The organism is Candidatus Competibacteraceae bacterium (genome assembly GCA_016699715.1).
Lineage (GTDB): Bacteria > Pseudomonadota > Gammaproteobacteria > Competibacterales > Competibacteraceae > Competibacter.
In genome coordinates this window covers 251,048-264,663 of the sequence record CP065007.1, presented here as the reverse complement: position 1 = coordinate 264,663, position 13,616 = coordinate 251,048, and the positions used below count along the sequence as shown (strand labels likewise).

The following is a 13,616-nucleotide window of genomic DNA, read 5'->3' as shown; positions in this document are numbered from 1 at the left end:
GGGAGTACGGGCAAAGCGCACTTCCCTGATTGACGGAGGCTGACTCCGCTCCCTAGCCAGCCGCCAGCACGGCGGCGCAGACGCGCAAGGCCTGGACCGTCTCCCGGACATCGTGGGCGCGGACGACACGCGCCCCCCGCCAAACGGCGATCGTCGCCGCCGCCAGACTGCCGGCCAGCCGCTCGCCCGCGGGCACATCCAGCAACGCGCCGATCATGCTCTTGCGCGAGATGCCGACCAGTACGCCAGCCGCCAGGTCGGTAAACCGATCAAGATGGCGGAGCAGGTGCAGATTGTGCTCCAAGGTCTTGCCGAAACCGAAACCGGGATCGACCAAAATCCGCTCGCGGGTAATGCCGGCCGCCTCGCAGGCACACACCCGCGCCGCTAAATAATCGCGGACCTCGGCAACCACATCGGCGTAAACAGGTCCTTGTTGCATGGTGACGGGTTCACCCCGCAAGTGCATCAAACAAACCGGCAGGCCACTGGCCGCCGCCACCGCCAGCGCCCCTGGCATTTGCAGTGCTCGCACGTCGTTGATCAGGCCGGCGCCGGTTCGCGCCAGCTCGCGCATGAGTTCGGGTTTACTCGTGTCCACCGAAATCGGCACCGGTAACTCGCACGCCAGCCGTTCCACCACCGGCAGCACCCGATCCAGCTCTTCCTGTACCGATACCGGCGCCGCGCCCGGCCGGGTGGACTCGCCGCCGACATCGACCAGCGCCGCGCCTTGCGCCACCATGATTTCAGCGCGACGCAACGCCGCATCCAGTTGCAAATATTGCCCGCCGTCGGAAAACGAATCGGGAGTGACGTTGAGCACCCCCATCACGGCCGGCCGGCTCAGATCAAGCGTTTTTCCCGCGCAATTTATTAGCATGGTTGACACACTCCCACAAAAAAACCTTCTCCCGCTAGCGGAAGAAGGTTTTCTCTGCGAGGAGCCCTGCTCCCGCCTGGGAGAAGGGCAAAAAAAGCCAGCGGAAAACTCAATGCTGCTGGGCAGGTCCGCCGATCGGCTTTTCGCCTCGCCGATCCTTGTCCAAACTCACCGGCGAACCGGTGCTGGGCGGGTCCGAATCGGTGTTCGAATCCGCTGGCTCGCGTGGCGGCCGACCGGCCATGATGTCGTCGATTTGCTCGGCGTCGATGGTCTCGTACTTGATCAGCGCCTCAGCCATGGCATGCAGCCTGTCGAGATTGTCGCGTAACAACTGTTCGGCACGCCGATAATTGCAGTCGATGATCGAACGGATTTCCTCGTCGATGACGTGGGCGGTTTCGTCGGACACGTTCTTGTGTCGGGTCACCGACCGTCCCAAAAACACCTCGCCATCGTCCTCGCTGTAGGTCAGCGGCCCCAGCCGGTCGGACAATCCCCATTTGGTCACCATATTGCGGGCGATATCGGTAGAGCGCTCGATATCGTTCTGCGCGCCGGTGGTGACGAAATCCGCCCCGAAAACGATGGCCTCGGCGATCCTCCCACCGAACAGGCTGGAGATCTGACTTTCCAGCCGCTGCTTGCTGAAGCTGTAGCGGTCGCCCTCCGGCAGAAACATGGTCACGCCCAGCGCCCGTCCACGCGGGATGATACTGACTTTGTATACCGGGTCGTGCGCCGGCACCAGCCGCCCGACGATGGCATGGCCGGCCTCGTGATAGGCCGTGAGCTTCTTTTCCTCCTCGCTCATCACCATCGACTTGCGCTCGGCGCCCATCATGATCTTATCCTTGGCCTTCTCGAAATCTTCCATGTCCACATCGCGCTTGTTGGCGCGAGCGGCGAACAGAGCCGCCTCATTGACCAGATTGGCCAAGTCCGCCCCGGAAAAACCGGGAGTGCCACGAGCGATGACCACTGGCTTGACATTGTCGGACAGCGGGACCTTGCGCATATGGACCTTGAGAATCTGCTCGCGGCCCCGCACGTCAGGCAAGGGAACCACCACTTGCCGATCAAAGCGGCCCGGACGCAGCAGTGCCGGATCGAGCACATCGGGGCGGTTGGTGGCGGCGATGACGATAATGCCTTCGTTACCTTCGAAGCCGTCCATTTCCACCAGCAACTGGTTCAGGGTTTGCTCGCGCTCGTCGTGACCGCCACCCAGACCCGCGCCGCGATGCCGGCCCACGGCGTCGATTTCGTCGATGAAAATAATGCAGGGCGCGTGCTTTTTGGCCTGTTCGAACATATCGCGCACCCTGGACGCACCGACGCCGACGAACATTTCCACGAAGTCCGAACCGGAGATCGAGAAAAACGGCACTTTGGCCTCGCCGGCAATGGCCTTGGCCAGCAGCGTCTTGCCGGTGCCGGGCGAGCCGACCATCAGCACTCCGCGTGGAATTTTGCCGCCGAGTTTCTGGAATTTGCCGGGATCGCGCAGGAATTCCACCAATTCGGCGACTTCCTCCTTGGCCTCGTCCACGCCAGCGACATCCGAGAACGTGATCTTGATCTGATCCTCACTCATCATCCGGGCGCGCGACTTGCCGAACGACATCGCCCCTCGGCCAGCGCCGCCACCCTGCATCTGCCGCAGGAAGAAGACCCAGATCCCGATCAACAACAGCATCGGGAACCAGGAGATGAAGATCTGCATCAACAGTCCCTGCTTCTCCGGCGGTTGGCCTTCAATATCGACACCGTGCTTGAGCAGCTCACCGATCATGGCGCTGTTATCCGTTTCCGGACTGTACGTGGTGAAACGCTCGCCACCACCGGTCCGGCCCTGAATGGCGCGCCCGTCGATCATTACCTGCGCGATTCGCCCTTCCTTGGCTTCCTGCAGGAACTGCGAGTAGGACATTTGGGCGGATGGCGCCACCTTCGGGCCAAAACTGTTGAAGACAGACATCAAGACCACCGCAATGACCACCCACAGAAGGATATTTTTTACCATGTCGTTCAAGGTGCGCACCTCAACACTGCAAAAGCTTGTGATCTGATACCGGAATGGGGAATCGCCCACCCCTTCCGGACTTAAGAGGTTCAAAAATCCAATATTTTTAGACTAGCTCATCCACGATAGTTCCTAGCCAACGCGTACTGTTCGGCACTACGGGCGCGTGACGCCTTGGGCTTGCGGGGCGAAACAGCGGCGAACGCGGCACGCAGTTCCCTGAGAAATGGATCGACGCCTTCACCCTGAAATACCTTGACCAGAAAATCCCCACCGGGCCGTAAACATTGTCGGGCAAAATCCAGCGCCAATTCGGCCAAATACATGCCACGTGGCTGATCCACCGCCTTGATACCCGTGGTATTGGGGGCCATATCGGATATTACAAGGTCTACGGGCCGGTTGTTCAGTGCATTCAGCAATCTTTCCAGCACCGCTGCCTCGCGGAAATCACCCTGGATGAATTCCACCCCGGCCAGCGGTTCAAGCGGCAGCACATCCAACGCGATCACCACGCCCCGTGGGCCAACCAGCCGCGTCGCCAGTTGCGACCAGCCTCCGGGTGCCGCGCCCAGATCCACTGCCGTAACACCGGGCCGTAACAATCGGTCCTTTTCCTGTATTTCCAGCAGCTTGTAGACCGACCGGGAGCGGTAGCCCTCCGCTTGGGCGCGACGCACGTATTCATCGCTGAAGTGTTCCCGCAACCAGCGAGTACTGCTTTTACTACGGGCCATCTGGATGCTGTTTCCGTGTACGGTTAAATTGAGCCATGACCCGACGGGCTCGAATGACGATCCAGACCAAACCCAGCAACCCGTAGCTCAGCAAGAGCAGCAATTGCAGCGACAGACTCTCCAGCGCCCGCCCCTGCACCAGCAGCAGCAACACGCCAACCGCCAGGATAATCCCCAAATCCAGCTTAACCTCATTCAGAGGGCTCGGAGCTACCGTCAGACCCTTACCGCCGGTTACACTGTTAGAATCTTTCGCCATGTCCGGTTATCCCGTGCTCACTCTGACCAACCCGCAAAAGCGTCATCTCAAAGCCCTGGCCCATCACCGCAAGCCGGTCGTGATTATCGGTGACAGCGGCATCACGCCGACGGTCACCCATGAGATCCTGCTGGCTCTCGACCATCACGAACTGATCAAAATTCGAGTCAACGCCGAAGATCGCGAAACGCGGGAAGCGATGATCGCGGAGATTTGCGCGACGACCGACGCGACGCTGGTCCAGCGGATCGGACACATCGCCACGTTGTTCCGCCGCAATCATGAAACGCCGCGCATCGAACTGCCGTGAACTATCCAAGGATTGTCAACGGTTCAGCAGCGTGGCGTCAATTGCGGATCGTGCGTTTTTACGCGCCAGCCTGAGCGAACCGACGAATAATTCAGGGTTTACGAGCAAGAACCGCTCTTTTTGAAGGATTATTCTATGAGTGCGACGCCCGTCAACGCCCAAATCGTCCAGCAGCTTGGCATGGCCCGGCAGGAACTGCTCGATCTGGGCCTTCGCAATCCACTGCTGAACTACCGAACCTCAAAGGCTCGTGGGGCTGACATTGTGGGCGGGCGCTCAGCCGATATCTTCGATTTGCTGATGCGCCAAGGCAAAGCCATCGGTTTCCTCGGTGTGCCCGAACCGCAAAACGACGAGGCAGGGCGACCAGAGCCAGGGAGCGACCAGGGTTCGAATCTCCTAACTCCCCACACCGAGAAGGTGCTGCAATCCCGCCTGCTGAAAACGCACTACGCTGCCAAAAGTTTCATCGAAGAGCGCGGCGCTAATGTCCTGTTCCTCGCGCTAGGGATGCTCACCTGGTTTGAAAATGAGAGCAACGAACAGCCGCGTAAGGCTCCGCTCATCCTGGTGCCAGTCGATCTGGACCGGAAAAACGTTCGCGGCCGGTTCCAAATCCACTATAACGACGATGATTTGGAACCCAACCTGTCGCTTGCCGGCAAGCTGAAAGATTTCGGTATCGTGCTGCCCCCTTTCCCGGAATCCGACGATTTCGATGTTTCAGCCTATTTCAACGCCGTTCGGAAGGTGATCGAACAGAAGCCGGGCTGGTCCTTGGCCGAGGATGAGGTCGCCCTCGGCTTTTTTTCCTTCGGTAAGCTCCTCATGTACCGGGATTTGGATGACAGCGCTTGGTCTGAAGCTGGAACACTGTCGGCGCATCCGCTCATCACATCGCTGCTCGGCGAGGGGTTCCGGGATGAACCGTCCCCGTTTACCGATGAGACCCATGTCGATCAGCATATCGATCCAGGCGCCACACACCAGGTCGTCGATGCCGACAGCTCCCAGTTGCTTGCGGTGCTGGATGTGGCCAGCGGTCGCAATTTGGTCATTCAGGGACCGCCCGGCACCGGCAAGTCCCAGACAATCACCAACCTCATCGCCGATGCCTTTGGCCGTGGCCAGAAGGTGCTGTTCGTTTCCGAGAAGATGGCGGCGCTGGAGGTCGTGAAGCGCCGTCTCGACGAGGTCGGCATTGGTGACGCCTGCTTGGAACTGCACAGCTACAACGCGCACAAGAAAACGGTGCTGGGCGAATTGAAGCGAGTGGTTGAACTGGGTCGGCCGTTGGGTCGGGATACAGACGGCCAGATCCAACTCTACCGGGAATTGCGGGACCGTCTCAACGCTTACAGTGAAGCGATGAACAGCCCACTGGGTGCGGCTCGCTGTACGCCACACCAGGCTATCGGGGCAGCGACTCGATTGCGCGAGCGGCTTACTGAGGTGGAACTGCCACAATTGCCTCCCGAGCATCTCTCGCCCGACTCGTTCCGGGCGACTTTGCTGAACTGGTCCAGGGATGACCTGCTTAAGAAACAGATGTTGGCTGACCGCGTGCAGGCCCATCTATTTTGGGAGATGGGCCCGCCAGCTCGGCACCTATTTTGCCAAAGCCAACTCCGCGTCCTGCTGCCAGCGGACAAGGAGGAAATCCGCAGGATGCTGACAGGGTTGCAAGACACGTTCATCAAGCTCGATGCCACCGCTCGATTGCTGGCCGCGACCATGGGCGTGGCAGTGCCCGCCAATCACCATGGCGTCGGTCTGCTCGACTTCGCTCGCCGTTTGCTGGACGCGCCGGTGCTGAAGGGAGTGGCGATCCGCAGTCGCCTGTGGGTCGAGGCGAGGGAACGAGTGGAAACGCTCCTACAGACCGGCCAGCAATACCAGAAACTTCAGGCACGCTACGAAGACGTATTGATCCCGGAAGCGTGGGACCAAGATCTGCTGGAAACCCGCCAGATACTGAACCGACTGGCACACAAATGGTGGCGCGGATGCTCCGGTGAGTATCGGCGGGCGCGTAATTACCTCGATGGTCTGTGCAAGGGTTCAGGGCCACGCGGGGCGGACCGACAACTTGAGTTGGTGGACGCTGTGCTTGAAGCCAACCGCGTGCGCGGGAATCTGCGGGAACTGGAGACGGTCGGGCGCGAACTGTTTGGTGCCGGTTGGCAAGGCGAGCGTTCCGACTGGTCGCAATTGGACGCGGTCATCCACTGGGTAGCCAGCCTGCATGCCGGTATTGCGGACGGAACCCTTCCCCCCGCCCTGATCGACTATGTTGAGGTCGGGATCGATCAAGACAAATTACAGCGCTTGGCGCAAGAAACGCGGACGCTGCTGGACACAGGGGGACACTACTACCAGCTTGCCATCCAGCGATTGGATTGCCGCAACGGAATGCTAAGCCCGACCAGACCCGACAGCGACTGGCGCACTCACGCCAGCGTCGTAGCGTCGATGCTCGAAAATCTGGACACCCTCTCCCAACAGATCGCCTTCAACCACTATGCGAGCGAGTTAACCGACGCCGGGCTCGACTGGCTCCTGCGGATTGCTCGGGATTGGCCTCATGCGGGTACGCATCTTGAGGCCATATTGCTTCACGCCTACTTCGACACGCTGATTCGCAAGGCGTATGAAGAACGCGCGCCGATCCGATATTTCGACGGCGGCAAGCACGAACTGGACATCGGCCAGTTTCGCGATTTGGACCGAACCCTCCTGAAACTCAACCGGATCAAGCTGGCTTCCCAGCACTGGGAAAATCTGCCACACAGTACGGGGGGCGGCCAACTGGGCGTACTGGCACGCGAGTTTGAAAAGAAAGCTCGTCACCTTCCTATTCGAAAGCTCATGACACGCGCAGCGCGGGCAATCCAGGCGATTAAGCCAGTGTTTATGATGAGTCCTTTGTCAATTGCGTCTTACCTGCCACCGGGGAGCGTCAGCTTCGATCTGGTGGTCTTCGATGAAGCGAGCCAGGTAAAACCAGTCGATGCGCTCGGCGCCATCGCACGCGGCAGGCAACTTGTAGTGGTCGGCGATAGCAAGCAGTTGCCGCCAACCCGTTTCTTCGACGCCATGATCGGGGATGGCGACGAGGATGAAGAGATCGAAAGCGCCACGGCCGACATGGAGAGCATCCTTGGGCTGATCGTAAGTCGAGGCGCGCCCCAGCGCATGTTGCGTTGGCACTACCGAAGCCGTCACGATTCCCTCATCGCTGTTTCAAACCATGAGTTCTACAACGACAGGCTGGTGATCTTCCCAAGCCCGCACGCCGAGCGGAATCACCTGGGTCTGGTGTTCCGGCCCCTGCCGGATACCGCTTACGACCGTGGTAAGACGCGCACCAACCCCCTCGAAGCCAAGGCGGTCGCCGAAGCCGTGCTGGATCATGCCAGACAACGACCCGACCTGACGCTGGGCGTTGCGGCATTCAGCTCGGCCCAGACGCAGGCGATTCTCGATCATCTTGAATTACTGCGCCGCCGCGATTCGACTTGTGAGGACTTCTTCAACCAGCACCCGCACGAACCGTTCTTCGTCAAGAACCTGGAAAGCGTCCAGGGCGACGAGCGCGACGTGATCTTTATCTCTATCGGGTACGGCAAGACGGCCGAAGGCTACGTCGCACACAACTTTGGTCCGCTCAACGGCGAAGGTGGCGAGCGACGTCTCAATGTATTGATCACCCGTGCTCGGCTACGCTGCGAAGTCTTCACCAACTTGCGCCACGATGACATCGATTTGGCGCGTACCCAATCTCGGGGAGTTGCGGCCCTGAAGACCTTCCTCAAATATGCGGAGACCGGTGTGCTTGATGTGCCACGGCCAACCGGCGGCGAAGCTGATTCGCCCTTTGAGGAGGCCGTTATGCAGGCAATTGCGTCCCACGGTCATCAATTGCACGCCCAGGTTGGTTCAGGCGGCTTCTTCATCGACTTGGCGGTTCTCGATCACGAGCAACCCGGACGCTATCTGCTCGGAATCGAGTGCGACGGCGCGACTTATCACAGTTCACGCTCGGCGCGGGATCGGGACAGGTTGCGCCAGCAGGTGCTCGAGGGTTTGGGGTGGCGCATTCATCGCATCTGGAGTACCGACTGGTTCACCTACCCGGATCGCGAGTTGCGCAAGGCGCTGGCGGCCATCGAGCAGGCCAAGGCTGGGCAAAATGCATCGACGCCCGTTATCGAAACAAAGCCCGAGCGATCCGAAGAGGCCACCGACATACCCCTTCAAAGGGCTGAGAGCGACGAAGCATCAGAGTCTATTCCCTCGGTCCCGGATTATCGGCTCGCGAGCCTTTCGCTGTCGCTTGAAGGTGAAGAACTCCATCGGGTATCGATGGCCAAGCGGGTGGAGTGGGTCAGGGGAGTCGTCGACGGTGAAAGCCCTGTGCATCGAGAAGAGGTCGTCCGCCGCATCGCCGAAGCGGCCGGAATCAAACGGCTGGGCAATCGCATCCAGAACGCCATCGACCAGGCAATCGAAATGGCACTCCGCAGTGGTCAGGTGTGCAGCAAGCGTTCGCAATGGCTGTGGAGCCCGCATATGACCACGGCGGTGGTCCGCAGCCGCGCCAAACTGCCGGCCAACATGCGTAAGTTGGATAAAGTCGCGCCGGAGGAGATCGAACAAGCCATCCTGTTGGTAGCCCGTGAGAGCTACGGGGTCGAGCGCGACGCTGTTCCGGCGTCTGTCTGCGAGAAGCTTGGGTTTGGCCGTGTCACCGAGGATATGCGCAACATCGTCTCGATCATTCTGGATGATGCCATTCAGCGTGGGGTCATCCAGAATGTGGCTGGACACATTGCTATAGCTTAAGCCCGGCCTGAAACAGCATCTTATGGAGTCCACGTTATGCAGGACATTCATGAAAAGCTTGTAAGTTTCGCGACAAACTGCATCAGTTGGGTATTTGCCTAACCACCTGATTATGGTGCTGGTGGTGGGACTCGAACCCACAAGGCCGCGAAGCCGCAGGATTTTAAGTCCTGTGTGTATACCATTCCACCACACCAGCGAGGGGAGGTTGGAGGCTAGGGTCGGAATCGAACCGGCGTCCACGGCTTTGCAGGCCGCTGCATGACCACTCTGCCACCTAGCCCGGTGACGAAGACTTATGCACCCAGCGGTATCAATGCCCGGTCGCATAAAAAAGCCTCGATTTTATTTCGAGGCCAGGGAATCTTGGAGCGGGAAACGAGACTCGAACTCGCGACCCCAACCTTGGCAAGGTTGTGCTCTACCAACTGAGCTATTCCCGCCGCGCAGAAGCGTTATATTAACGCAAAAAATTGGCTCGTCAAGCCCTCAGCGCCGGCCATGCCGCCAATAGATAATGCAACATGGACCAAAGCGTCAGTACCGCGGCAACCAGCAACAAACCCTGCCCCACCGCCAGGGTCGGGAAAAAACCGCCGAGTGGCTCCCGATATAGCAACAGCAGCACGGCAACCATTTGGGCGGTGGTTTTAACCTTGCCGATCATGGACACCGCTACTCGCCCATGACCGCCGATCTGCGCCATCCACTCCCGCAATGCGGAAATAGCGATTTCGCGGCCGATGATGATCATCGCCGTTACCGCCATCAATGGGGTGGGAATGGCCTGCACCAGCAAAACCAGTGCCGCCGCCACCATCAGTTTGTCGGCAACCGGGTCGAGAAACGCGCCGAAGGCGGAAGTCTGGCCAAGCCGCCGGGCCAGGTAGCCATCCAGCCAATCAGTCAGCGCCGCCAATCCGAACAATGTGGCGCATAGCAGATTGGCGCCGCGATATGGCAGAAAAAACACACCCACGAAAACCGGTATCAAGGCGATCCGCAGCAGGGTCAGAAAAGTGGGCAGGTTTAGTTGCATGGCTCGACGGGCGGTCAACTTTCATCGTGGAAAATATCGTAGATACGTCGCGCCAGGTCGGCACTAATGCCATCTACTTGGGTAATATCCTCGACACCAGCCCGTGCTAGTTGTTTCAAGCCACCGAACTGCCCGAGCAACGCCTGCCGGCGTTTGGTTCCGATGCCGGGAATGCTTTCGAGCGCGGAAGTGGTGCGCCCTCTGGCCCGGCGCTGGCGGTGGCCGGCAATCGCGAAGCGATGCGCCTCGTCGCGGATCTGCTGCACCAGATGCAGCGCGGCTGAATCAGCCGGCAGTATAATCGGGCGACTTTCCTCGAACAAGTAAAGCGTCTCCAACCCCGGCTTGCGTCCCGTCCCCTTGGCAATGCCAACCACCACGGGTCCGGTAACTCCCAACTCATCCAGTACCTTGCGGGCCTGAGTCAACTGGCCTTTGCCACCGTCGACGAACAGGACATCCGGCAATCGTTCCTGTCCATCACGCAGGCGAATGTAGCGTCGGGTCAGTGCTTGGTGCAGGGCGGCGTAATCGTCGCCCGGAGTAACCCCTTCGATATTGTAGCGACGATAGTCGGATTTGACCGGCCCTTCTGGACCGAATACCACACACGATGCCACCGTCGCCTCGCCGTAAGTGTGGCTGACGTCGAAACATTCCAGTCGAACCAGTTCGACTTCGCACCCCAGCGCTTCCTTTAGCGCCTCCAATCGGCGACGCATCCCGACCTGACTAGATAGGTGGGCGACTAGCGCGTGCTCGGCGTTTTGGAGCGCCATGGCCAGCCAGCGGGCGCGCTCGCCACGCGGGCGGTGGACGATTCGCACCCGATGCCCGGCCCGCTCCTGAAAGGCTTGGATCAACAGCGCTATCTCCGTCGGTTCGTGGCTGATCAACAGATCGGTCGGAATGGTCTTGTCGAGGTAGTACTGCGCCAGAAACGCGCTCAACACGGCACCCGCCTCCTCTTCTTCGGGCAGACGGGGGAAAAATGCCTGGTTGCCGAGCAGTCGGCCGCCGCGAAACATAAAAACCTGCACGCAGGCCACGCCACACCGCACCACGCAGGCCACCACATCAAGATCGCCGCTCTCGCCCTCGACATGCTGGCGCTGCTGGACCTGCCGTAAATCGGCAATCTGGTCGCGACAGAGCGCCGCCTGCTCGAAATCCAGCGCGGCGGCGGCGACCTCCATCCGCAGCACCAGATCGTCGATCACCTGCCCGCTCTTGCCTTCCAAAAACAGGATGGCATCGCGCAGATGGCGTTGGTAACCCGTTTCGTCGATCAAACCGACGCAGGGTCCGGTGCAGCGCTTGATCTGATATTGCAAACAGGGACGGCTTCGACCATGGAAAAAACTGTCCTCGCATGATCGCAGCCGAAAAGCTTTCTGCAGCAGGTTCAATGTATCGTGGACGGCATTGGCGTTGGGATACGGGCCGAAATAGCGCCCCGCCGCGCGCTTGGCGCCCCGATGCAGCACCATGCGGGGAAACGCACCGGCGGATACATGAATGTAGGGATAACCTTTGTCGTCGCGCAACAGAATATTGTAGCGCGGCTTAAACTGCTTGATCAGCGTACTTTCCAGAATTAGCGCCTCGACCTCGGTATGGGTCACCGTGACTTCGACGGCACGGATACGGGCAACCAGGCTGCGCACCTTGGCGGCTGTCTGGTTTTCCCGGAAGTAGCTGGAAACGCGCTGCTTGAGATTGCGAGCCTTACCGACATAAAGCACCGCGCCGCGCTCGTCCAGCATCCGATAGACGCCGGGCAACGCAGTGAGATGCTTGAGAAAAATCCTGGGGTCGAACGGCGGTGGTGGAGTTGCGGTCATCTTGGCGATATCGCGGCCCGCAACCTGGGCCACTCACTCAAAATGACCGCGCCAGATCAGGAATTATCCCGTCGGATATCGTATTTCTCCATCAAACGGTAGAGCGTCATGCGTGAAACCCCCAGTTCCTGGGCGGCGCGGGCGATGTTGAAGCGGGTTCGCAGCAAGGTCGATTGGATCGTTTCGCGATCGGCCGCCATCCGGGCTTCGTCCAGGGTCACAAAGCCGCGCCCAAGCGAGCGCCGTTCCAGTTCCAGGTCGTCGGGGGTGACATACGGCCCCTCGCTCAACAGCACTGCCCGGCGTACCCGGTTCATCAATTCCCGCACGTTGCCTGGCCAATCGTAACGATTGATGACCTCCAACGCATCGCGGCTCAAGCCCTTGGCGGAAGTCCTGGTTTCCGCGGCAAACTTGGTAAAAAATTGCTTGGCCAGCAATTCGACGTCGTTCTTGCGCTCGCGCAGAGCCGGTGCCCGCAGGTGCAACACATTGAGCCGATAGTACAAGTCCTCACGGAACCGACCGTCTCGGACCACCTGTTCCAGATGGGTGTTGGTGGCGGCGATCACTCGGACATTGACTGGAATCGGCTTGGTGCTGCCCAGGCGGCGGATCTTCTTTTCCTCCAGAAACCGCAATAGATTGGCTTGCAGTTCGGGAGCAAGGTCGCCGATCTCGTCCAGAAACAGCGTACCGCCATTGGCGGATTCGAGGTGGCCGACCCGGCGCTCGCCGGCGCCGGTGAACGCGCCCTTCTCATGCCCGAACAGTTCCGATTGAATCAGATTGGCGGGTAGCGCGGCACAGTTCATGGCGACGAACGGCGACACCACGCGGGCGGAATACTCATGAATGGCGCGGGCCGTTTGCTCCTTGCCGGTACCACTTTCACCGGTAATCAGCACCGGCACATCCACTTCCGCTGCTTTCTGAATGCCCCGAAACAGGGTTTGCATGACGGCGCTGTTACCGATCAATCCGTACTGGGATTCCGTCTCGCGCTGCTGGCGAAGAGCGGTTTCGGTCAGATTTACCATTCCGTAGGCGTGCCCAAGCGTCACCACCAGGCGCGCGGGATCAATGGGCAGGGTATGATAATCACAGCAGCGCTCAGCGATGATGCTGGACAGTAACTTGCGATCGAGGCACTGGCGAGACAGCGCCATGACCCACTGCATCTTTCGGCGGGCCAACATCAGGTCGATCACCCACTGGACCGATCGCTCGGGCTCGCAGCTAAAAAGGATAACCAAGCCCACCTCAAACGAATGCTCGGTGAGCAACGTTCTGGCCATGACGGGTTCTTGGGCCCAATACACTTCCCAGTCCGCCGCCGCGATTTTCTGGAGCAATGTCTCATCAACCGCTCCCGTGCTCAAAATCAGAAGCTTGCGCATCGAATCTCACCTACGTCGATTGGATGGAACACCGAGTTTCGCCTACCTGAGAAGGACACTCGGAATCATTAGTCGTCATACTCAAAGACACTCACGCTATACTGCGCCACCTTCAAAACATCCAATCCGACCAAATACCCTAAAGATGCCTCATAAATGTTTTATTTGTAATCAGTAACCTGCGATGAGCCAGATCGTATCAGTTTGAGAAATAACCTCAAAATCCCGACAAGGCTCCACCATGCATACAAAATCATGGCGCTAAACTTGGCT

At 59.4% G+C, this 13,616-nt stretch carries 9 protein-coding genes and 3 tRNA genes; 2 read left to right on the top strand and 10 right to left on the bottom strand.

All coding sequences use genetic code 11. The annotated features are described in order from the left end of the window. Window positions 1–52: 52 nt before the first annotated feature. From folP to IPM89_01195, 4 genes are all read right to left on the bottom strand, one after another. Window positions 53–883 (bottom strand): dihydropteroate synthase, encoded by an 831-nt coding sequence (gene folP, locus IPM89_01210; GenBank protein QQS54515.1) that lies wholly within the window; start codon window positions 881–883, stop codon window positions 53–55. Between the two features lie 109 nt (window positions 884–992). After that, window positions 993–2,909 carry an ATP-dependent zinc metalloprotease FtsH gene (gene ftsH / locus IPM89_01205; GenBank protein QQS55731.1) on the bottom strand — a complete coding sequence of 639 codons (1,917 nt, stop codon included), beginning with the start codon at window positions 2,907–2,909 and terminating at the stop codon, window positions 993–995. Window positions 2,910–3,025: 116 nt separating this feature from the next. Beyond that, window positions 3,026–3,646 carry a 23S rRNA (uridine(2552)-2'-O)-methyltransferase RlmE gene (gene rlmE / locus IPM89_01200; GenBank protein QQS54514.1) on the bottom strand — a complete coding sequence of 207 codons (621 nt, stop codon included), beginning with the start codon at window positions 3,644–3,646 and terminating at the stop codon, window positions 3,026–3,028. Then, window positions 3,636–3,905, bottom strand: coding sequence for a hypothetical protein (locus IPM89_01195; GenBank protein QQS54513.1), 270 nt, complete (start codon window positions 3,903–3,905; stop codon window positions 3,636–3,638). The genes rlmE and IPM89_01195 overlap by 11 nt, the downstream gene beginning before the upstream one ends. On the opposite strand from IPM89_01195, the gene yhbY reads away from it, so the two are divergent. Continuing rightward, window positions 3,904–4,215 (top strand): ribosome assembly RNA-binding protein YhbY, encoded by a 312-nt coding sequence (gene yhbY / locus IPM89_01190; GenBank protein QQS54512.1) that lies wholly within the window; start codon window positions 3,904–3,906, stop codon window positions 4,213–4,215. The two genes, IPM89_01195 and yhbY, sit on opposite strands and share 2 nt — an antisense overlap. 180 nt (window positions 4,216–4,395) lie before the next feature. Next, window positions 4,396–9,060: a DUF3320 domain-containing protein gene (locus IPM89_01185; protein ID QQS55730.1), complete on the top strand. Its 4,665-nt coding sequence runs from the start codon at window positions 4,396–4,398 to the stop codon at window positions 9,058–9,060. 113 nt (window positions 9,061–9,173) lie between these two features. Here IPM89_01185 and IPM89_01180 read toward each other — a convergent pair. The 6 genes from IPM89_01180 to IPM89_01155 all read right to left on the bottom strand — a co-directional run bounded on the left by IPM89_01180 (window position 9,174) and on the right by IPM89_01155 (window position 13,241). After that, window positions 9,174–9,259: transfer RNA gene (locus tag IPM89_01180), tRNA-Leu, on the bottom strand. A gap of 10 nt (window positions 9,260–9,269) precedes the next feature. Continuing rightward, window positions 9,270–9,343: transfer RNA gene (locus IPM89_01175), tRNA-Cys, on the bottom strand. Between the two features lie 84 nt (window positions 9,344–9,427). Next, window positions 9,428–9,503: transfer RNA gene (locus tag IPM89_01170), tRNA-Gly, on the bottom strand. A 38-nt stretch (window positions 9,504–9,541) separates the two neighbouring features. After that, window positions 9,542–10,099: a CDP-diacylglycerol--glycerol-3-phosphate 3-phosphatidyltransferase gene (gene pgsA, locus IPM89_01165; GenBank protein QQS55729.1), complete on the bottom strand. Its 558-nt coding sequence runs from the start codon at window positions 10,097–10,099 to the stop codon at window positions 9,542–9,544. Window positions 10,100–10,113: 14 nt separating this feature from the next. Further along, window positions 10,114–11,943 (bottom strand): excinuclease ABC subunit UvrC, encoded by a 1,830-nt coding sequence (gene uvrC / locus IPM89_01160; protein ID QQS54511.1) that lies wholly within the window; start codon window positions 11,941–11,943, stop codon window positions 10,114–10,116. A 56-nt stretch (window positions 11,944–11,999) separates the two neighbouring features. Then, complete coding sequence (locus IPM89_01155) at window positions 12,000–13,241, bottom strand: sigma-54-dependent Fis family transcriptional regulator (protein QQS55728.1); 1,242 nt, start codon at window positions 13,239–13,241, stop codon at window positions 12,000–12,002. Window positions 13,242–13,616 lie beyond the last annotated feature (375 nt).